We start from the raw sequence: 18,515 nt of genomic DNA on the forward strand, positions 1-18,515 counted from the left end.
TGCGCGGCGTGCGGCTCCGCCGCCTGCGCCGCCCGGTGTAACGCTTTCTCGGCGCGCTGCGCCCCACTCAGTAGCCACACGCGTCACACGCGGACGGGGACGACGAGCGAAGGGGCACGATGAAGCAGGGCGTTAGCAGTCCACCGGCGGCGGTTCTGGGTCCTCGTCTCGCCGCGGATGTCGTGGCCATGGCCAGGGAGGGTTCCCGCGTCAGGCTCGACTACTCCCCGGCCAGCCTCGGCCTCGTCGACCGCGTCATCGAGGCGATCCGCGGCGAGCAGCCGCCCATCGAGGCCGTCACCCCCACGCTCCGGGGCTTCGGCGCCTACGCGGGCGAGGTGCTGGTCCGCACCGCCGGGGCGGCCTGGCTGGACTTCGACGAGGAGCAGCGCGATACATTCGGCCAGCCGTTCGGTATCCGGACGCCCGACGGAAGGGTGTGGAACCCGCTGGGCAAGGCGGTCAAGCGCTACGAGAACGGGCCGGCGGACAGCCTGCGCCTCTTCTGCCTCTCGGTGGTGGGCCGGGCCGAGGTGTGACGCCCGCCGCGCCGCGGCGCGGCGACCGGCGGCACGGGGCCGACGAGCACGAAGAGGACGCAGTGGGCAAGGCGGAGGTCCGCCGGCGCGACCGGATGGGCGAGGAGCAACTGGGCGACGCGGTCCAGCGGGCCCGCGCCGGCGACGAGACCGCGTTCGGCGTCCTCTACCGGGAGGTCCATCCGATGCTTCTGGGCTACCTGCACGGTCTGGTCGGCGACGACGCCGAGGACGTGGCCTCCGAGACCTGGCACGACGTCGTACGGGACCTGCGCGGATTCCGCGGCGGCGGCCAGGCCTTCCGGGGCTGGGCCGCCACCATCGCCCGGCACCGCGCCCTTGACCACCTGCGCCGCATCAAGGCCCGGCCGCGCACCGGGCCCCTGGAGGAGCGCACCGCCGAGCCCATGACGCTCGAGGACGCCGGGGGCACCGCCCTGGAGAACCTGTCCACGCGGCGCGCGCTCGACCTGATCGCGGCCCTGCCGCAGGACCAGGCCGAGGCAGTGCTGCTGCGGGTCGTGGTCGGGCTCAACGCCCCCGCCGCGGCCAAGGTCCTCGGCAAGCGCCCGGGCGCGGTGCGGACAGCCGCCCACCGGGGCCTGAAACGCCTCGCGGAGCGCCTCGACGGCGCCATGGAGAAGTGACGGACTGACGGATGAAGGACAGCCGAGCACACGACGAACGGATGGACGCGGCCCTGGCCGAGCGTCTCCTCGACGCGTACCCCTCCGCGGCCGGCGTCGGCCGGGCGGACGCCCTCGCACGCCTTCTCGCGGTCGCCGCGGCACCTCTGCCGGGCGACCCGGAACGCGAGCGCGCCGCGCTGGCGGCCTTCCGGGAGGCCCGGGCCGCCACGAGCGGGGGCCGCGGCCGGAGGCGGGTCCGCGGTGTCCGGTCCGCCCGGCGCACCAGGGCGGCCGTCGGCGGGCTCGTCGCGGTCTTCGCCCTCGGCGGCGTGGCCGTGGCGGCGCAGTCCGGCTCGCTCCCCGGCCCCTTCCACTCGGGCACGGCCGGTCCCCGGCCGGTGTCGCCCTCCCCGTCCTCCGCCCCCGCGAACCCGGGCGGCAGCACGCGCACCGCGTCCCCGCGCGGCCCGCAGGGCACCTCTGCCGCGCCCACGGCCCCACCCGTCACGTCAGGCGGCCCGCACGCCCCGGTGCCCCCGCTCGCCGCGCCCACGGACGCCGGGTCGAAGGGACTGTGCCAGACGTATGTCAAGGCCGCCGAGCACCACAAGGGCGTCAACGCCGCGACCCTGGCCCGCCTGGAACGCGCCGCCGGCGGTGCCGCCGCCGTACCCGCCTACTGCGCCCGGCTCATCGGCGCCCCCGAGGTCACGGCGCCGCCGGTTCGCCCGGAGACCCCGGAGGGCGGCCGCAACCGCTGACGCCCCGGGCCCGACGTCCCCTCAGCCCCAGACCGAGCGGACGCCGTTGACCAGGTTGACGACCGTCCCCAGCACGAGGAACCAGCCGAAGCACAGGTAGACCCGCCCCACGGTCCGGTTGCCCTGCGCGCGCGAGGCCGGGGGACCGGGCACCGGCGCGGATTCCACCCGCACCGGCTCGTCGGGGGCGAGCAGGCCCCGGGCCGTGCGGCGCCACACGCGGCCCGCCCGTATGAGCACGACCGCCACCAGGCAGCAGAACGCGGCCGTCTGGAAGTAGGTGCCGGGTGATGCCAATTGCGCCGAGGCGTAGCTCTGCATGAACGCGTGACCTTCCAGGATTCCGGACGCGCCGGACCGCACACCAGCCTGCCCGTGCCGGCGGGCGAGGCGGTCGTGGACGGCCCGCCGGTGGTCTCGGCAGAGTGCCGTACGCGGTCATCTTGTGATGATCCGCAACGCAGGTCAACACCCGGAGCCCGCGAGGAGGCCACCGGGTCGCACGGCGGATGGCTACGTGCCGAATTGCCCCGGTTCCGCTGTCCCTTCGGGCCCCTCAGAGGCAGCCGACTCCCGATGCCCGCCGGGCCGTGTCGACGAACACCCGCGCGGCGAGATTCGGCAGCGCCTCGTCGCCGACGGCCGCGAGCGGGTCGCGCCAGAACAGCGGTATCTCATCGAGCGGCAGCCCCGGCTCCGTGGGCCACTGCGCCGCGTCGGGCCGGACCACCTCCGGCCCGTCGTCCCCGGCCTCGTCCAGTCTCGACCAGGGATGCCCGCGCCGGTCCGGCCCGACCGCCCGGCCCGTCGCCGTGTCGGGGTCGGTGGTGTGGAAGTAGTCGTACCGCACGCCCATTGCGCACCCCCCTGGTGTCAGCCGTGTCCTTGCGCCACCAGGACCAGTGGAGCAGACGCCACTGACAACCGGCCCGATCAGCCCGGCAGCCCGAACGCCGCCCGAGCCTCGGCCTCGGGGTCGGACAACTGCGACCCGTCGCCGGACATGAGGCGTTGGGCCTCGGCGGCACCCCCGGTGGAGAAGTTCGCCCGGGTCCATTCGGTGGCATCCCCGTCCGGCTCCCACGCGGTGTCGCCCACCCGTGCGGGCGCCGAGGCCGGCGACACCGTCACCACGCCCAGGGTGGCGACCCCGTCCAGCGCGGTCACGCCGTCGCCCTCCCGCACGTAGTGCCCGCACCAGGCCGCCAGACCCACGCGCAGGCCGCCGTCGACACGGCGGATCTCGATCACCCGCTCGGTGCAGAAGCCCCGCGGCACCGCCCCGTCCTCCCCGCGCAGTTCGGTGTCGCCGAGCGGGCCCGCCGGGTCGGTCGTCAGATACCGGTCCACCACGGGCAGCACCGCCCGCTCCAGCCCGGGATCGACCTCCGGCGCCGCCGGAACGGCCTGCCAGTACAGGACGCTTGCCGCCACCGCCGCGAGTCCGACGCCGCCCAGGGACACCCCGAGCCGCAGCCCCCGCGCATTCCCACCGTTCACGTGCCACCCTCCCGGGGATACGGACTCGGGATCCCGCGGAAAAGTTCCCCCTCCGGCCCCGCCCACCCGTCTAGCATGTGGCCGCGCCGATCACGGGAACCGGTGGTGAGAGGGGTGCCATGGACGTCGAGCTCGTCATGGACTTCCTCGTCGAGCACCGGGCCCCCAACGTCGTGCCCGGCTACGTCTCCGAGCAACTCCTGTCCATGTCGTGGATCATCGACGCCGAGGACGTGGCCCGCATCGTCCACGTGGCGAAGCGGTGGCTGCGGTCCGACGACGCGTTCCGCGCGGCCGTGGCGATCGGCCTGGAGAACGAGACCTGTCTGGCCGACTCCTGGGAGGAGATCGCCGCACTGGCCGCACCCCTCAAGGAGCGGTTCCCGTCCATGGCCGCCGACGTGGACGCCTGGATGGCACGGGCCGAGCCGTCGTACGAGCGGCTGAGGCGCGGCTCCTTCTTCGACCGGGCCGCGGAAGGCAGCTGAACGCATCGGGACCGCCGGGCGGTTCCCCGAGGGCAAGTGCCACCGGGCCCCTCAGGCGGAGGCCTTGGCGATGATCCCCTCGACCTCGTCCCGCCCGAACGCCCGCATGGTCGTGCTGCGGATGTTGCCGACCGCGCCCAGCCGCAGCAGCGCCGCGGCGGCGGTCTCGTCGTCCGGCGCCTCGACGACCGCGACGAGGTCGTAGGGCCCGACGGTCCAGTAGATGTCGACCAGCCTCCCCCCGACGTCCCGCAGCGCGGCACCGAACGCGTCGGCCCGCCCGGCCGTGTCGGCGTACGCGCGGATCCCCTGGTCGGTCCAGCTCAGCAGCGTGATGTAGAGCGGCACGATCTCTCACCTCGACAAAGAGAGGAGCGTCCACTCACAGCGTATGTGCGCCCCCGACGGGTCGCATCCGGCGCGGTGCGCCGGCCCGATCCAGGGGCCGTCGCCGACTCCGGCAGGCTCAACGGCACGGCGATTGCCCGGCTTGCGGTGCCGCACCTCGATCCGACGGCCCGCTCACCGCCCGGCCGCGGCGGTTGATCCGCCCCACGAACGCTGCCGCGCCGAGGGGCAGACCCACCAGCGCACCCAGGGTGAACCCGAGATCTTCGGCGCTGGGCGAGATCCACGACGTCGCCGCACTGCCTGCCACCGCCGACGCCGGCATGATGAGGAGGGCCGCGGCAACGGCAGAGCGCCGGCCCGGAGGCCTGGTCCGGTACAGGTCGCCGAGAGGCCGGCCTCCCGCCGCGACAGCGGCGACGGACAACGGACCGAACCCGTCCGGCAACCAGCCGAGAGGCCAGGCGATCAACGCCAGAAGGCCCATGCCAAGGAGGCAGAGGGCCATATCCTGAGCCGTCTGTGCGGCCACGTCCCACGGCCGGCGCCGCATCGCGCCGGCCGCGTTCTCGCTGGTCATGCCGGGAGCGTAGCCGCAGCGCGCATCCCGCCGGCACCGAGGGCGGGCCCGCCGGGTTGTCACACCCGCGGCTCAGGGTGCGCCCTGATGGACGCCGACGAACTCGACATCCGGGCCCGTACCTTCGACGGCTGGGTTCCTCCCGATCCGGTCGACTGGCTCCTCCGGCACGGCCACCAGGACGAGGCGAAACTCCAGGCCCGGGGCGGCGACTGGATAAGTGCCCGGGCATGGGCGCGGCTCCTCGCGGATCAGGGCCGGCGGGCCGAGGCCCTGGAGGCGCTCATGCCGTACGGGACCCGCCCCGACGGCGGCAGCCGGTACACGGCGCGACACCTCGCGGAACTGCTCTCCGGTGCCGGCGACCCGGAGGCTGCCGTGGCCCACCTGGACCCGGACGCACCGGCCGAAGCGTCCTCGTGCGCTACCGGGAAACGGCACTGCGTCGAGTCCCGCCTTCGGCCGGCCCACCGCGTGGCTGGGCGAGCGCGAACGCTGGTCGGGTAGTCGAAGGTCGGGGTCCGGGGCGCCGCAACGCAGAATCCTGTCCACAGCCGGCCACGGCGCCGGCCGGCGGACGCCGAGTTGTGACCGGGTGACGGCGGCAGGGCCGCCGGCTTGCGTTCCGTTGACTTGTCTCAAGGCTTGTCGCATCATGTTGCGACAAGCCTTGAGGCATAGGGGGGCGGCATGCCGAAAGGAAGGTTGCCGGATGCCTGAGCAGTCGGTGCGTCCGGTGGACATCGAGCAGGCCGGCGTGTGGCTGGCCGGGCACGGCCTGGCCGACGTCCGGCCGACACCGTTGCTGGCCACGCGTCTGGCGGTCCGGCGACGTACCCGCCTGGCCGGTCAAATCCTGCTGGCCGCGTTCATCATCGCGGTCGCCCTCGTCTACACCGGCGCCCGCACCGCCGACGCGGGGGACGGCGGGGCGGGGTCGTACCGGCCCTGGTCGCTGTTGGCCCTGACGGCGGTCGTGGTGGCGTTGGTACTGGCCCAGTCGCTGCTGGACCGGCGGGTCCGGCAGGCCGACCGACGGGCCGGCGCGACGTTGCCCCGGCGGGCGGCCCACCCGGTGCGGCTCGGCTGGCGCACCGTGCTCGGCCGACCGCGTGCCGCCTACGCCGCTGCCACGTTCGCGGGCGCGATGCTGATGGCGATCGGCGCCCTGACCGCGCAGGACTCCACCGCGCGCTACGCGGCCCTCCTCCTGCTCATCGGGTTGTGCGGGGTCGCGGTCGGCATGGTCGTCCAGCTGCGCCATGTCCTGACGTACCCGGCCGTGGCCGATGACGAGGTCTCGCTGACCGCCGACGTGATCATGCGGGTCGAGGACGCCCGAGAGGTCGCCACGCCGACCGTGGTGTGGTCGCTGCCGGTCGTGTCGGTCTTCGAAACCGCCCTCGGCTGGTGGAACGCCGCCTGGCTCGTCTTCATCGTCCTGAGCGTCATCACGTTCGCACTGATCACCGCGCGGACCCCGCGGAGCGGCACGGTGGCCCGGCACGCCACGGGCGCCCGGTGAGCCGATGATCGTCATCGACTCCGCCTCGCCCGTCCCGCCGTTCGAGCAGCTCCGCGCCCAGCTCGCCCGCCAGATCCAGGACCGCACACTGGCAGTGGGCACCCAGCTGCCGACCATCCGCCGCCTGGCCGCGGACCTCGGCCTGGCCGTCAACACCGTCGGCCGCGCCTACCGGGCGCTGGAGGAGGCGGGACTGATCGAGACCCGCGGACGGGCGGGCTCGTTCGTGTCCGCGGCCGGTGAACAGGGGCGCGAACGGGCACGCCGCGCCGCCGCCGAGTACGCCGCGGTCATCGCCAGCGTGGGCATCGACACCCCCGAGGCCGTCCGCATCGTCCAAGCGGCCCTGGCCAACAGCGGCGCCGCAGCGCCTTAGTCGTGCCCGGTGCCGCCAGGCCCGCCCGCGCCGTGAAGCGGCCTTTGACAGTGTTACGGTCGCACCGCACAGGCCGGCCCGGCCGAGCCACGGACGACGGAGGGCCAAGCGCCGTGGGCGAGTACACGAGTCCCTATCAGGTGTTCATCGATGTCCTGGCCCACCGCCACGCGGGTGCCCATCGGCGGTCTCTGACCGGAGAGCTGATCGCCGCCTATGCGGAACTGAACCACCTCCTGGCGCGCACCAAGGGAACGCTGGCAACGACGGTGTGGGCGGACTGCGGCCACGAGTTGGCGCGGTGCATGGGTCTCTACACAAGCGCCTGGACGCGGTTCGTCGCGATGGTCGGCGACCACTATCCGGACGGTGCGGACACCGTGCCCCCTTCGACGCGGGGGCCGGAGACGACGCGGGCATTCCAGGCGGCCGCCGACGGGCTCCGGGCGGCGCTCGACGTCTTGAGAGGGGAGTCCCGCCTGCTCGGTTGTGAGAGCTGGGTTCGTTGAGCGTTCACTTCGGATCGTCGGTCCGGTGGTGCCGTCGGCCGATGCGCAGGGAGCGTGGACAGAGCCGTCGACGTCACCGGCCACCCGGAGCGGGGTGCGGCCAGCCTCCCTCGATCGCCGGGCCGCTGCCCGCGGGAACGCTCGCGGCCATCAACGCAGCGGCCTCGCGAGCGCTGAGGCGGGAACCGAGTACGCGTGACGGTATCTGCGGCGACCATCGCGACCAGTGGAGAACCTCGTTCCACAGTCCGTCTCCGCTTGGCACCACGCGCGGAACCTCCTTGTAGAACTGATCGCGGCGACCGGTGATCGGCCACCCAAGGCCGTGAATGCGACAAAGACCGGCTATGGCAGCTCGGGATCTCATCGTTGAACGCCGGCTCAGCGTCTCGAGGCTGACGACGATCGGTTTCGCAGCAGTTCGTGAACAGCCCGGACGACATCGCTGGTGATCTCCTCCTGTGAGATCGTCCAGTCCTCATTCCAGTCGTCGAGCTGGATGGCGCACGTGACGATGGGGCGCAGCTCGGCCGGATAGCCGAGTTCCATGGCTGACTCGGTCCAGATCATGACAGCGCCTGTCGCGGGGTCGAGCGAACCATCGGCGATTTGCTCGGCCAGCCAATAGGCCACGGCCCGCTTGGTCTCAGTCGGATCCGCCGGTGGTTCGAAGACGAAGCCGAGCTCTTCCATCACCTGATCGAACAGCCCGGGCGCTTCGGGTTCCTCACGCCGCCCGAGGCCGGCCAGCAGTGGCAGCGACGGCGTATCCACGTCGGCCAGGAGGGCGTCGAGAGCCGCTGCAATGAGCCGATCGGAGCCCACGTGGTGTCCGAACGCACGCGACCGCGCGAGCATCTTCAGCTGCTTGACGGCCTCGTCCTTGGTCACGTCCGTACCCCCTTGCCGACCACGCCGGACTGGCATCGTGTCACGTCAGTAGCGCTCGGCCGCAAGCGGTTATGGGGCGCGACACGGCATGCGGAAAGATCTCAGGCAGAGGCGGAAGACCAGAGCGATAGCTGCCGTCGACCGCTGCAGTTGATATCGAAAGTGGATGTCAAAGGCCCCGGACCTTGATCGGTCCGGGGCCTTTTCCCTTGTGCCCCAGGCACGATTCGAACCTGCGACACCCGCTTCAGGAGCGAGGTGGGGCGATCACGGCCTGATCAGTGACGTTTTCTCAACGGTGATCATTTCCAATTTTCGTTGAGGACGAGGGCGGCGCGGGCGATGTCGCCGATCCTCCTGGGGCTGAGGGTGACGTGCTGCAGGGTCCGCCAGCGCTGCTTGAGTTCGGCGGCGGCGCGTTCGCCGAGCGCACGAATGCCTCTGATCAGGGCATTCGTGGTTTGCGTGTCCGCGTGCAGCGCCCGTTCGGAGCGGCCCTTGGGGCGTCGGACGGGGACGTGGATGCCGATGCCGGCGCCGATGTAGCCCTTGTCGGCCAGGGTGGGCAGGCCGTCGGCCGCGGCCTTGTAGAGCGCGGGAAGTGCGTGGATGCGTGCGGCGGTGATGTCGGGAGTGGAGCCGGGCTCGACGTCGGAGACCCACAGCGGGGTGCCGTCCGGGGCGGATAGGAACTGCACGTTCCCGCCGAACGCCTTGTGTTTCTGGCTGAACCACAGGTCGTTGCCGTTCTCGCGGACCCCGGCGACACGGTCGGACTTGATCAGGGTGCCGTCCAGGACCACGTGGGTCATGCCCTCGCGCCGGCAGCGGTCCAGGACCTCGTGCAGGTCGGGGGCCTGGCCGGCGAGGACGTCGATGCCTTCGTGGAGGTAGCGGTAGCCGGTGGCCTGGGAGACGCCGGCGTCCCGGGCCAGGCAGTGCACGCAGCCGCGCTCGCGGAACCAGCGCAGCACCAACACCGCCTGACGGAACGGCCCCAGTGCCCGCGAGCCCCTCGGCGTGCCGATCCGGCGCCGGTGCGCGGCCAGCAGCCGGGACAACTGGTCCACGACATGGCGCGGGACATCGAGCATGGCAACATAGGTGATCAACGTGAGGCCTCTGGTTACGCGGACGATCTTGTGGTGAGAACCGTCCTACCAGGGGCTTCACGTCTGCCCGACTCCGGGGCGAGTTCGTCCTACCTGCTTACGATCAGCGTGGTTCACGCGGCTTCGTGAAGATCATTTCGCTGAGAAAACGTCAGTAGGTTCCCCACCTTGGATGGAGTCGGCGGCGCTTCCCTTTGCGTGCCGTGATTTCCCCTGACTCCCCGCCTGTTCTGGCACGAGAGTGGCACGGTCCACGCTGGTGACCTCTCGATGGCGAACTATGGAGCGACAGAGAGTGGTGCGCCTTGGACAGGCAGTCGCCTTGGGATGCTGCATCTGAACACCTCGCCCTAGGCGGCCTTGGCGTCGGTCTTACCCGTCCGCTGCTCGCCGACGGGCGTGTCCCCTGCGACGAACACCGCTCGTACGGGGCCGAATAGCCAGAGCGAGATCGCCGCGAGTTCCGCGACCCCCAGGACTGTGAAGAACATGCCGTCGGAACTCACCGCTGTCGTCCACCAGTCGTAGGAAACACCACCGATAATCACTGCGACCGGATAGGCACCCTGGGATATCAGGCGACGGCAGCCGCTGACGACGCCGAGCGCGTCGCCGGGTGACTGCCGCTGCCAGATTGCGGTCATCGGGCCACCGGTGAGCTGGAGCCCCGCGTTGCGGCCGAAACTCCCCAGGTACCAGAGCCAGTGAGCACCCGGTACGGCTAGCAGGATGCGGCCGGCGACGGCGGCGGTGGCCTGTGCGACGGGGAGGATGACGTCGGCGCGATGTGGCCGCTTGCGCAGCGTCATGTACAGGGCGCCGGAGACGAGCCCCACTCCGCCGAACGCGGAGTATGACCCCCAGCCGACACTGCCGGCGTGTCGGGTCACGTAGGCGACCAGCCCGGCTGCCGAGAGGCCGTTGAAAAAGTTCAGGGCACTGTAGGACAGCTGCAGTCGGCGCAGGCCGCGATGCGACCAGATGAACCGGAAACCGGCCGCGACATGCGCGAACGGAGACTGCCACGGCCCCCGTTCGACCACAGGCAGCCCCCGGGCCAGGACCACCATGAGGGAGAAGGACAGGAGCAGCCCGGTAAGACTGGTTCCCAGCACGATGTCGGGCCCGGAGACCGCGTAGGTCCACGCGCCGATCGCCGGTGCCAGGATCTGCGGCACGCTTTGCACCAGGTAGACGAGCGAGTTGGAGCGGACCAGGTCGACATCGTTCGCCAGGTGCCTCACCACACTGACGATGAGTGACTGGGCCACGCTGTCGGCGAGAGCCTGCACGACGAAAACGACGCCGATCAGGACGAAGTTGACGTGGTTGGCGCGCACGATGAAGAACAGTGCGGTAACCGTTAGGGTCAGCACTCCGTTGGCGCCGAGCAGAACGTGCCGTTGATGGATACGGTCGACAATGACGCCCGCGAACGGGGCGAAGAAGATGCTCGTGAACGTGCGTACTGCCAGAAGGACCGCGAGCGTGGAGGCCTCGGCGGTCCTCGTCGTGACGGTGAGTGTGACGGCGATCGACGCCATTCCTGCACCCAACAGGTTCAGAAATTCGGACACGAGTATCGCAACGAAGGTCGCCCGCTTGACAGCAGCGGTAGAGCGAGTCACGCGTTGGCCTCCAGAGTGCTGGCAACGTCTAGCCAAGGGCCTAGCCGGATCGGTCAACGACGTTAGAACGCGACGGGGGTCCGCTGTCGTTCATTGATCATTTTGAGTTTGCGGTATCTCACTGGTGCTGTACCGCGCGCTCGCGGGGGACCTGCCCTTGTGAGTCACAGCCGCGCTGTCGGGTCTCTGTAGGGCAGGCGTCGCCGCTTCGGCTCGGTTCGGCAGCTCAAGTCGGTTCGGTGGCAGGTGAGGTACCGCGACCCAGAGACGGCGCAGCTGCGCAGTGCCGAGGAGACGTACGCGACCAAGACGGATGCGGAAGTCGCGCTGACCCACATCGAGGCGGACATCACCCGCGGCCAGTGGTCCGATCCGGACGCGGGCAAGGTCAGCTTCGGTGACTACGCCGTCGCGTGGCTGAACGACCGAAGATGGCTGCCCGTACGCGTGAGCGCCACGAATCGGTGGTCCGGTTGCACCTGATCCCCACCTTCGGCGACCGGCCGTTGGCCTCGATCACGACAGCTCAGGTGCGGGCCTGGCGAACGGCGTGCCTGACACGTACTGGTGAGCCGACCGTGGTCAAGGCCTACCAGGTCTTGCGGGCGATCCTGAACACGGCCGTGGACGACGAGGTGATCCGGCGCAACCCGTGCCGGGTCAAGGGCGCTGACCGATACGACGTGCCTGAGCGGCCGGTCCTCACCGTGGCGGAGGTGTACGCCGTGGCTGACGCGATGGGCTCGCGCTACCGACTGCTCGTCCTCCTGGCTGCCTACACCGGGCTGCGCTTCGGGGAGCTGGCGTCGCTCCGCCGGCGGGACGTGGACACGGCCAACGCCGTCCTCATGGTCCGGCGTTCGCAGGCAGAGATGCAGACCGGAGCCCTCTTCGACAAGGCGCCGAAATCCGACGCCGGTATCCGGCCGGTGGCCTTCCCGAGCGAACTGCTGCCGGACGTTCAACGGCACCTCGACAGCTACGCCGGGCCCGGCCGGGACGGTCACGTCTTCCTCGGCCCTCGGGGTGGGCAACTGCGGCGGAGCAACTTCCGGGACGACTGGATCCGCGCGCGGTCCAAGGCGGGCATCACGGCAGACGTGCATTTCCACGATCTTCGGCACACCGGGAACACCCTCGCCGCCTCCGGCGCGAGCCTGCGGGAGCTGATGACCAGGATGGGCCACAGCACTCCGCGTGCCGCGCTGATCTATCAGCACATGGTCAACGGTCGTGATCGGGAGATCGCCGATCGGCTCGGGTCGATGATCCGCAAGGCGCGGGGTGACGGCGACTCGTAGTCGGCTTTGTGGCACGGAAGTGGCACAGCGGTGGTCACGAGAAAGGGCCAGTTCGAGGGCATCAAGCCCCTGAACTGGCCCTTCGCCATGTGCCCCAGGCAGGATTCGAACCTGCGACACCCGCTTTAGGAGTTCGACCCACACCCGCTCCGGCCGGTGCAGTCAACAGGTTCCGCAATCAGACAGGGTCGCTGGTGTACGCCCCCGTCCGGCGCCGTTGATGTCAGCCGTGGATGTCAGACTTTTGATCCGTAGCTATAGCCAGACCGGTCAGCAGGGGCCATAGAGGTCACCGGGAGGTCCCTCGAGACCGGTGTCGACCGCTGGGGGGTCCCCGGAGTTGCTGTACTTCGCTGCTGTACAACAGGCATCCGGGCGGGCGCGCCGTGCCTACCCCAGGGGACCAGCACCGCAGATGCAGCCAGCCGAGGACAGGCGCATGCCGTGGCCTCAAAGGGACGAGTTCGTCGTGGGGCTATAAATCGCGGACTGCACGCCTCCCACTTACCTCACCTAGCGTCCATTGTACGCACTCGGGACGAATGCCTGTGCGTACACGGCAGAACTCCTCGACAGCAGCTTCGATTTGTTCGGCTGGCAGCGTGCTGCGCAGATCGAACCAGTAGGGTTCGTCTGGATTCGATACTACTCCCGGATCAAAATCGGGAGGATTGGGGTTATCGGAGACCCAGATGTTGTCCAGGACCTCGTCCGTCTCTGGGCCAGGGTACCCCGCATTCACGAACCAAATCAGACCACCGTAGCCGGTCTCTTTATTAATGGAGACCACAAGGAAGTTGTTCGGCATATCCGCTCTATCCATGTGCCGGCGGTCCGACCACGCAAACCAAGCGGTGGTGCCCGGGAACCAATGTTCGCCTTGCTGGTTCCAGCCCTGTAGGGAACCCATAGCCTCTGCAACCACCGAGGAGATTTCGTCGCCTGTTTCAGCGAACCACTGGCGATCGCCGCAAGTTACGTTGAGAATCATCGTGCCTCGCATTTTACGAAGCTGGGCGTTGAGGGCTAGTGCTGGGGCGGCTCGGGATGGAGTCCACGTACCCGCGTAGGCTGTCGCGAGGTGAGGCCGCCCGCACGGTAAAGGACGGGACCCGGGGTGCGAACAGGGTCGTCTGCCTCATCCATCTGACTTCGTAGCGGTGCACACCCAGTTTGGAAGACTGAGGCTGCGGACCGCGCCTCACCTGGGCGGACGCTGACCTGCGGCAAAGCGACCCCGTCACGCTGTTCCCGGTGGGTCCCCATTCGACACCGCCTAACCTGGCACGGCTGTGGCACGCCGATCCCCTCGACGCGAACTATGGGCACGACGGTCGCTGAGGTCTGCCCGGCACGCCGGGCCAGTCGCCTGGGGCTGGTGATGGTTGGCCGTGGGCGCGGAGGTTGCTGTACTTCGCTGCTGTACACCACCCGTTTGCGGGGAGCCGTGTGCAACCTGAAACTGTGCTGCGAGAGCTACGCGCGGAGCTTCCCGCGAGATCTGGCGGCCGTCAGTCGGTATCAGAGAGCCAGGATCGTGCGTCCTCAAGTGCAGCTGCTGTGAGGGCGGGGGACAGTTCTGCGGATGCCCAGACCTCTAGTTGGTCATCAGGTGCTTCGAATGAGCGCGACACAGCAATCTCCAGATCGCCACCCAGCTCCGCATATTCCATGGTCCAGCAGTCATCGATGATGTTGGTGAATCGAGTTACCACAAAGCGCCTTCCGGCCAGTGTCACGTCACGCATGGTCGTTCATCTCCGCCCGGCAACGGCCAGTTCTTCTGGAAGTGATGCGGGAGCCCGCTGACCTGGGCCCACCTAGGCGATCAACCCTGTGACGCGGGCTCAGTGCCTCGGGGCTGACGACGCTCGGTTCCGCAGCAGTTCGTGAACAGCGAGGACGACATCGCTGGTGATCTCTTCCCACGGGGTTGACCAGTTCTCGTTCCAGTCGTCGAGCGCGATGGCGCACGAGACGATGGGCTCCAACTCAGGCGGATACCGGAGTTCACTGGCTGCTTCGGTCCAGATCATGTCCGCGCCGGTTGCGGGGTCGAGCGACCCATCGGCGATCTGCTCGGCAAGCCAGTAGGCCAGTTCCCAACGAGCGGCAGTCGGATCCGCCGGTGGTTCGAAGACGAAGCCGAGCTCGTCCATCACCTGATCGAACAGCTCGGGCGCTTCGGGTTCCTCGCGCCGCCCGAGGCCGGCAAGGAGTGGCAGGGACGGCGTGTCCACGTCGGCCAGGAGGGCGTCGAGAGCCGCTGCGATGAGCCGATCAGAGCCCACGGGCCGTCCGAACGCACGCGACCGCGCGAGCATCTTCAGCTGCCTGACGGCCTCGTCCTTGGTCACGTCCGCACCCCCTTGTCGACCATGCCGGACCGGCATCGTGTCACGTCGGTAGAGCTCGGTCGCAAGCGGTTTTGGGGCACGACACGGCAGGCGGAAAGACCACATCCAGAGGCGGAAGACCAGCGTGATAGCTGCCGTCGACCGCTGCCGTTGATGTCGAAAGTGGATGTCAAAGGCCCCGGACCTTGATCGGTCCGGGGTCTTTTCCCTTGTGCCCCAGGCAGGATTCGAACCTGCGACACCCGCTTTAGGAGAGCGGTGCTCTATCCCCTGAGCTACTGAGGCGGAAGCGTGGGACAGCCTAGCGGATGAGGGTCAGGGGTGTGCCGGCGATCGCTCCGGGCCGCGGGGGTGTGGCGCCGCGCGAGGGGCGTCAGCCGCAGGGCGGGCCGTCGTCGAGGTCGGCCGCGGTGAGGGCGGCGGTGAGGCGGTCGACGCGGGTGCGCAGGTCGTTGATCTCGTCCAGGCCGAGGCCAGTGGCCGCGGAGATGCGGCGAGGGATCTGGAGGGCCTTCTCGTGGAGCGCCGTGGCGGCGTCGGTGAGGTGGACCGTGACGGAGCGCTCGTCGTCGGCGGAGCGCTCGCGGCGGACGAGACCGGTGGCCTCGAGGCGCTTGAGGAGCGGGGAGAGGGTGCCGGAGTCGAGGCGCAGGTGCTCGCCGATCTTCTTGACCGGCAGGGCGCCGTGCTCCCAGAGCACGAGCATCACCAGGTACTGGGGGTAGGTGAGGCCGAGGTCCTTGAGCACGACGCGGTAGACGCCGCCGAAGGCGCGCGATGCGGCGTGCAGGGAGAAGCAGATCTGGTTCTCGAGCCGGAGGTGGTCCCCGGCACGGGCGGGCGCGGTGGCGGTCATGGGTACAGGGTAGCTCGGCCGTCCACGTTTTAGTTGTGTGCAACTCGGTTGTGTGCTCTACTTGTCGTCAACGGGATCGCAACCGATCGAAAGAGGATGTCTCATGGACCCGCTGTACACCGCCGTCGCCACCGCCAACGGCCGTGACGGGCGTGCCGTCAGCTCCGACGGACAGCTCGACCTGGCGCTCGCCATGCCGCCGGCGCTCGGCGGCAACGGTCAGGGCACCAACCCCGAGCAGCTCTTCGCGGCCGGCTATGCCGCGTGCTTCGCCAGCGCCCTCGCCCTGGTCGGGCGGCAGGCGAAGGTGGACACCAGCGAGATCTCCGTGACCGCTGAGGTGACCATCGGCAAGGACGACACGAGCTTCGGCCTGGCGGTCGTGCTCCGCGCCGAGCTGCCGTCGGAGCTGGAGAACGAGGCCGGCCGCGCCCTGATCGAGCAGGCCCACCAGGTCTGCCCCTACTCCAAGGCGACCCGGGGCAACATCCCGGTCGAGCTCGTCGTGGAGTAAGCGGAGCAGGTATCGGAAAGTGCGGAAGGGCCCCGGGCGCGCGACAGCGTCCGGGGCCCTTCCCGTGCGTGGGGGCCGGTGGGACGGGTGCTCCCAAGCGCGGCCGTATCCACCCCCGTTGCTTGTGACTCAGCTCACAAGCGGCGCCGAAATATCCGGGGAACGGCTCCCCGTTTACACCTACGTCGCACAAACGGGGACTCGCTCCCCGGAACCGAGCGCCACCGAGGGACAGAGAGGAGTGCCCGCCATGGCAGTAGCCGCCGCAGTGAAGCTCCGCGCGGACGCCACGCGCAACCGCGAGCGGATCATCGTCGCCGCCCGCGAGGCACTCCTGGAGCACGGGACCGACGCCCCGCTCGACGAGATCGCCAAACGGGCCGGCGTGGGCAACGCCACTGTCTACCGGCACTTCGCCGACCGCCAGGAGCTCTCGCTCCAGGTGGCCCTGTCGGTGATGGACCGGATCACCCAGCGAGCCGAGGAAGCGCTGGCGCAGGAGCCGGACGCCTTCGACGCGCTGCGCCGCTTCGTGCACGAGGCGGCCGACGAGCGTGTGGGCGCGCTGTGTCCGATGCTCTCCACCGGATTCGGCAAGGGGGATCCGCGGCTCGAGGAGGGCCGCATACGCTTGGAGCACGCGATCGAGGAGCTGATGGCCGCCGGGAGGCGGTCCGGACGGCTCCGTACCGACATCGACGTCGGCGACGTGATGGTGGCCGTCAGTCAGCTGACGCGGCCGCTGCCCGGCAAGCACTGCGGCAGCATGGAGCGCTTCATCCGCCGTCATCTCCAGTTGTTCGTGGACGGCCTGGAGGCGCCGGCGCGCTCCGAACTCCCGGGTGACTCGGCCACTTTCGAGGACCTGCGGCAATGTCGTTGAGCTCCGCCTGCCGAACGGGCGCCCCCGCGTAATTCACTCGCCCACAACATTTCCTTTACGTACCGTAAGTCCTCTTCGTCTTCAATGTCGTCATCTCTTCGTACCGTTAGTGAGTCCACCCATGCCTGATCTGGCACACGCCCAGCGCTGGAAGGCGCTGGCCTTCATCGCGATAGCCCAGCTGATGGTCGTCCTCGACGGCACCATCGTGAACATCGCCCTGCCCTCCGCTCAGACCGACCTGGGCATCTCGGACGCCAACAAGCAGTGGGTCATCACGGCCTACGCGCTCGTCTTCGGTGGCCTGCTGCTCTTCGGCGGACGCATCGCCGACCTGTGGGGCCGCCGCCGTACCTTCGTCACCGGCCTGATCGGATTCGCCGCCGCCTCCGCGATCGGCGGCGCCGCGGCCAACGAGGCGGTGCTCTTCGGCGCCCGCGCGCTGCAGGGTGCCTTCGGTGCGCTGCTCGCGCCGGCCGCGCTGTCGCTCCTCGCGGTGATGTTCACCGAGGCCAAGGAGCGCGCCAAGGCGTTCGGCATCTACGGCGCCATCGCCGGTGGTGGCGGTGCCGTCGGCCTGATCCTCGGCGGTGTGCTCACCGAGTACCTGGACTGGCGCTGGACGTTCTTCGTCAACATCCCCTTCGCCGCCGTCGCCGTGTTCGGTGCCCTGCGCTTCGTCCACGAGCCCGCCGGCAGCCGCAACAGCAGCGGTCTGGACATCCCCGGTGTCGTGCTCGCCACCGCGGGTCTGGTCTCCCTGGTCTACGGCTTCACCCGCGCCGAGACCCACGGCTGGAGCGAGAACATGACGATCGGCCTGTTCGTGGCCTCGGTCGTGCTGCTCGTCGCGTTCGTGGTCGTCGAGGCCCGCGTGAAGGCCCCGCTGCTGCCGCTGCGCGTGGTGACCGACCGCAACCGCGGTGGCGTCTACCTCTCGCTGGGTCTGGCCATCATCGCGATGTTCGGCCTGTTCCTCTTCCTCACCTACTACCTGCAGGTCGTCCAGGGCTACTCCGCGCTGAAGACCGGCTTCGCCTTCCTCCCGATGATCGCGGGCATGATCACCGGCTCGACGCAGATCGGCGCGCGCCTGATGACCCGCGTCCGTCCGCGCCTGCTGATGGCCCCGGGCTTCCTGGTGGCGGGCCTGGGCATGCTGCTGCTGACCCAGCTGTCGGTCGACAGCTCGTACGCGGGCCTGATCCTGCCGGCGGAGATCCTGCTCGGCCTCGGCATGGGTACGGCCTTCATGCCGGCCATGAGCCTGGCCACGCACGGTGTCGAGCCGCGTGACGCGGGTGTCGCCTCCGCCATGGTCAACACCTCGCAGCAGGTCGGCGGTGCCATCGGCACGGCGCTGCTGAACACGATCGCGGCCAGCGCGACCACCACGTGGGTCGCCGCGCACGCCGCCGAGGCCCGCACGCTCGGCAAGCAGGGCTTCGTCAACGCCGCTGCCGTGCACGGCTACTCCGCCGCGATCTGGTGGGCGGTCGGCATCCTCGCCCTCTCCGCGATCATCGCCTTCACCTTCGTCAACACCGGTGGTGGCGGCGGCGTGGTCGCGGCGTCCGGCAACAAGGACGCCGAGGGCGCGGAGGACGTCGCCGTCCCGGTGATCGCCCACTGACGGACGCGTCGACGACGACGGCACGCCGGACGGCGAGCACGGCGAAGGGCCCCGCTTCATGGGAGGAAGCGGGGCCCTTCCCGTT

General features: G+C 69.8%; 23 protein-coding genes, 1 tRNA gene and 1 pseudogene. 12 read left to right on the plus strand and 13 right to left on the minus strand.

Going from position 1 to position 18,515, the window contains the following annotated elements; genetic code table 11:
- Positions 1-188 precede the first annotated feature (188 nt).
- The 3 genes from OIE69_RS23270 to OIE69_RS23280 are packed head-to-tail and all read left to right on the plus strand — an operon-like array spanning position 189 to position 1,929.
- On the plus strand, positions 189-539 hold the full coding sequence (locus OIE69_RS23270; RefSeq protein WP_326575229.1) for a hypothetical protein: 351 nt from the start codon (positions 189-191) through the stop codon (positions 537-539).
- Positions 536-1,186, plus strand: coding sequence for an RNA polymerase sigma factor (locus OIE69_RS23275; RefSeq protein WP_392567558.1), 651 nt, complete (start codon positions 536-538; stop codon positions 1,184-1,186). The genes OIE69_RS23270 and OIE69_RS23275 overlap by 4 nt, the downstream gene beginning before the upstream one ends.
- Positions 1,187-1,197: 11 nt before the next feature.
- Complete coding sequence (locus OIE69_RS23280; RefSeq protein WP_326575231.1) at positions 1,198-1,929, plus strand: hypothetical protein; 732 nt, start codon at positions 1,198-1,200, stop codon at positions 1,927-1,929.
- Between the two features lie 21 nt (positions 1,930-1,950).
- Here OIE69_RS23280 and OIE69_RS23285 read toward each other — a convergent pair whose 3' ends face one another.
- The 3 genes from OIE69_RS23285 to OIE69_RS23295 form a co-directional block, all read right to left on the minus strand.
- Positions 1,951-2,250, minus strand: a complete 300-nt coding sequence (locus OIE69_RS23285; protein ID WP_326575233.1) for a hypothetical protein — start codon at positions 2,248-2,250, stop codon at positions 1,951-1,953.
- A gap of 235 nt (positions 2,251-2,485) precedes the next feature.
- Entirely contained in the window at positions 2,486-2,785 is a 300-nt protein-coding gene (locus tag OIE69_RS23290) for a hypothetical protein (RefSeq protein WP_326575235.1), read from the minus strand.
- 77 nt (positions 2,786-2,862) lie between these two features.
- Positions 2,863-3,429 (minus strand): hypothetical protein, encoded by a 567-nt coding sequence (locus OIE69_RS23295; RefSeq protein WP_326575237.1) that lies wholly within the window; start codon positions 3,427-3,429, stop codon positions 2,863-2,865.
- A 119-nt stretch (positions 3,430-3,548) separates the two neighbouring features.
- Between OIE69_RS23295 and OIE69_RS23300 the strand changes: the two genes are divergently transcribed.
- Positions 3,549-3,917: a hypothetical protein gene (locus tag OIE69_RS23300; protein WP_326575238.1), complete on the plus strand. Its 369-nt coding sequence runs from the start codon at positions 3,549-3,551 to the stop codon at positions 3,915-3,917.
- 51 nt (positions 3,918-3,968) lie between these two features.
- Here the strand turns inward: OIE69_RS23300 and OIE69_RS23305 are convergent, their stop codons facing one another.
- Together OIE69_RS23305 and OIE69_RS23310 are read right to left on the minus strand one after the other, a co-directional pair.
- On the minus strand, positions 3,969-4,265 hold the full coding sequence (locus OIE69_RS23305) for a GYD domain-containing protein (RefSeq protein WP_326575241.1): 297 nt from the start codon (positions 4,263-4,265) through the stop codon (positions 3,969-3,971).
- A 118-nt stretch (positions 4,266-4,383) separates the two neighbouring features.
- Positions 4,384-4,845, minus strand: a complete 462-nt coding sequence (locus tag OIE69_RS23310) for a hypothetical protein (RefSeq protein WP_326575243.1) — start codon at positions 4,843-4,845, stop codon at positions 4,384-4,386.
- An 87-nt stretch (positions 4,846-4,932) separates the two neighbouring features.
- Between OIE69_RS23310 and OIE69_RS23315 the strand changes: the two genes are divergently transcribed.
- The 4 genes from OIE69_RS23315 (at position 4,933) to OIE69_RS23330 (ending at position 7,255) form a co-directional block, all read left to right on the plus strand.
- Positions 4,933-5,352: a hypothetical protein gene (locus OIE69_RS23315; protein WP_326575245.1), complete on the plus strand. Its 420-nt coding sequence runs from the start codon at positions 4,933-4,935 to the stop codon at positions 5,350-5,352.
- 205 nt (positions 5,353-5,557) lie between these two features.
- On the plus strand, positions 5,558-6,370 hold the full coding sequence (locus tag OIE69_RS23320) for a hypothetical protein (RefSeq protein ID WP_326575247.1): 813 nt from the start codon (positions 5,558-5,560) through the stop codon (positions 6,368-6,370).
- A gap of 4 nt (positions 6,371-6,374) precedes the next feature.
- Positions 6,375-6,746: a GntR family transcriptional regulator gene (locus OIE69_RS23325; protein WP_326575249.1), complete on the plus strand. Its 372-nt coding sequence runs from the start codon at positions 6,375-6,377 to the stop codon at positions 6,744-6,746.
- A gap of 113 nt (positions 6,747-6,859) precedes the next feature.
- Positions 6,860-7,255, plus strand: a complete 396-nt coding sequence (locus OIE69_RS23330; protein WP_326575251.1) for a hypothetical protein — start codon at positions 6,860-6,862, stop codon at positions 7,253-7,255.
- Between the two features lie 381 nt (positions 7,256-7,636).
- On the opposite strand, the gene OIE69_RS23335 is transcribed toward OIE69_RS23330, so the two are convergent.
- The 3 genes from OIE69_RS23335 to OIE69_RS23345 form a co-directional block, all read right to left on the minus strand.
- Positions 7,637-8,146: a hypothetical protein gene (locus OIE69_RS23335; RefSeq protein WP_326575253.1), complete on the minus strand. Its 510-nt coding sequence runs from the start codon at positions 8,144-8,146 to the stop codon at positions 7,637-7,639.
- A 302-nt stretch (positions 8,147-8,448) separates the two neighbouring features.
- Complete coding sequence (locus tag OIE69_RS23340; protein WP_326569999.1) at positions 8,449-9,258, minus strand: transposase family protein; 810 nt, start codon at positions 9,256-9,258, stop codon at positions 8,449-8,451.
- 350 nt (positions 9,259-9,608) lie between these two features.
- A complete protein-coding gene (locus OIE69_RS23345) occupies positions 9,609-10,886 on the minus strand; it encodes an MFS transporter (RefSeq protein WP_326575255.1) in 1,278 nt (425 codons plus the stop codon).
- Between the two features lie 192 nt (positions 10,887-11,078).
- On the opposite strand from OIE69_RS23345, the pseudogene OIE69_RS23355 reads away from it, so the two are divergent.
- Positions 11,079-12,187: pseudogene (locus OIE69_RS23355) on the plus strand (tyrosine-type recombinase/integrase); the annotation flags it as partial.
- Between the two features lie 475 nt (positions 12,188-12,662).
- On the opposite strand, the gene OIE69_RS23360 reads toward OIE69_RS23355, so the two are convergent.
- The 5 genes from OIE69_RS23360 to OIE69_RS23380 all read right to left on the minus strand — a co-directional run bounded on the left by OIE69_RS23360 (position 12,663) and on the right by OIE69_RS23380 (position 15,400).
- The gene (locus OIE69_RS23360) at positions 12,663-13,178 is read right to left on the minus strand and encodes an Imm1 family immunity protein (protein ID WP_326575261.1); all 516 of its coding nucleotides are present in this window, start codon (positions 13,176-13,178) and stop codon (positions 12,663-12,665) included.
- A 520-nt stretch (positions 13,179-13,698) separates the two neighbouring features.
- Positions 13,699-13,935: a hypothetical protein gene (locus OIE69_RS23365; protein ID WP_326575263.1), complete on the minus strand. Its 237-nt coding sequence runs from the start codon at positions 13,933-13,935 to the stop codon at positions 13,699-13,701.
- A 99-nt stretch (positions 13,936-14,034) separates the two neighbouring features.
- Entirely contained in the window at positions 14,035-14,544 is a 510-nt protein-coding gene (locus tag OIE69_RS23370; protein ID WP_326575265.1) for a hypothetical protein, read from the minus strand.
- Between the two features lie 212 nt (positions 14,545-14,756).
- Positions 14,757-14,829 (minus strand) — tRNA-Arg (locus OIE69_RS23375).
- Between the two features lie 88 nt (positions 14,830-14,917).
- On the minus strand, positions 14,918-15,400 hold the full coding sequence (locus tag OIE69_RS23380) for a MarR family winged helix-turn-helix transcriptional regulator (RefSeq protein WP_326575267.1): 483 nt from the start codon (positions 15,398-15,400) through the stop codon (positions 14,918-14,920).
- A 103-nt stretch (positions 15,401-15,503) separates the two neighbouring features.
- Between OIE69_RS23380 and OIE69_RS23385 the strand changes: the two genes are divergently transcribed.
- From OIE69_RS23385 to OIE69_RS23395, 3 genes are all read left to right on the plus strand, one after another.
- On the plus strand, positions 15,504-15,914 hold the full coding sequence (locus OIE69_RS23385; protein ID WP_018559912.1) for an organic hydroperoxide resistance protein: 411 nt from the start codon (positions 15,504-15,506) through the stop codon (positions 15,912-15,914).
- A 250-nt stretch (positions 15,915-16,164) separates the two neighbouring features.
- Complete coding sequence (locus OIE69_RS23390) at positions 16,165-16,797, plus strand: TetR/AcrR family transcriptional regulator (protein WP_089222383.1); 633 nt, start codon at positions 16,165-16,167, stop codon at positions 16,795-16,797.
- Positions 16,798-16,918: 121 nt separating this feature from the next.
- Entirely contained in the window at positions 16,919-18,430 is a 1,512-nt protein-coding gene (locus OIE69_RS23395; RefSeq protein ID WP_326575270.1) for an MFS transporter, read from the plus strand.
- Positions 18,431-18,515: the final 85 nt, after the last annotated feature.

Origin of the sequence: Actinacidiphila glaucinigra (assembly GCF_035918135.1) — a bacterium.
Lineage (GTDB): Bacteria > Actinomycetota > Actinomycetes > Streptomycetales > Streptomycetaceae > Actinacidiphila > Actinacidiphila glaucinigra.

Coding starts and splice junctions, on each gene's coding strand:
- OIE69_RS23270 (WP_326575229.1), top strand. CDS start 189: ATGGCCAGGGAGGGTTCCCGCGTCAGGCTCGACTACTCCCCGGCCAGC.
- OIE69_RS23280 (WP_326575231.1), top strand. CDS start 1,198: ATGAAGGACAGCCGAGCACACGACGAACGGATGGACGCGGCCCTGGCC.
- OIE69_RS23285 (WP_326575233.1), bottom strand. CDS start 2,250: ATGCAGAGCTACGCCTCGGCGCAATTGGCATCACCCGGCACCTACTTC.
- OIE69_RS23290 (WP_326575235.1), bottom strand. CDS start 2,785: ATGGGCGTGCGGTACGACTACTTCCACACCACCGACCCCGACACGGCG.
- OIE69_RS23300 (WP_326575238.1), top strand. CDS start 3,549: ATGGACGTCGAGCTCGTCATGGACTTCCTCGTCGAGCACCGGGCCCCC.
- OIE69_RS23310 (WP_326575243.1), bottom strand. CDS start 4,845: ATGACCAGCGAGAACGCGGCCGGCGCGATGCGGCGCCGGCCGTGGGAC.
- OIE69_RS23315 (WP_326575245.1), top strand. CDS start 4,933: ATGGACGCCGACGAACTCGACATCCGGGCCCGTACCTTCGACGGCTGG.
- OIE69_RS23320 (WP_326575247.1), top strand. CDS start 5,558: ATGCCTGAGCAGTCGGTGCGTCCGGTGGACATCGAGCAGGCCGGCGTG.
- OIE69_RS23325 (WP_326575249.1), top strand. CDS start 6,375: ATGATCGTCATCGACTCCGCCTCGCCCGTCCCGCCGTTCGAGCAGCTC.
- OIE69_RS23360 (WP_326575261.1), bottom strand. CDS start 13,178: ATGATTCTCAACGTAACTTGCGGCGATCGCCAGTGGTTCGCTGAAACA.
- OIE69_RS23365 (WP_326575263.1), bottom strand. CDS start 13,935: ATGCGTGACGTGACACTGGCCGGAAGGCGCTTTGTGGTAACTCGATTC.
- OIE69_RS23380 (WP_326575267.1), bottom strand. CDS start 15,400: ATGACCGCCACCGCGCCCGCCCGTGCCGGGGACCACCTCCGGCTCGAG.
- OIE69_RS23385 (WP_018559912.1), top strand. CDS start 15,504: ATGGACCCGCTGTACACCGCCGTCGCCACCGCCAACGGCCGTGACGGG.
- OIE69_RS23390 (WP_089222383.1), top strand. CDS start 16,165: ATGGCAGTAGCCGCCGCAGTGAAGCTCCGCGCGGACGCCACGCGCAAC.
- OIE69_RS23395 (WP_326575270.1), top strand. CDS start 16,919: ATGCCTGATCTGGCACACGCCCAGCGCTGGAAGGCGCTGGCCTTCATC.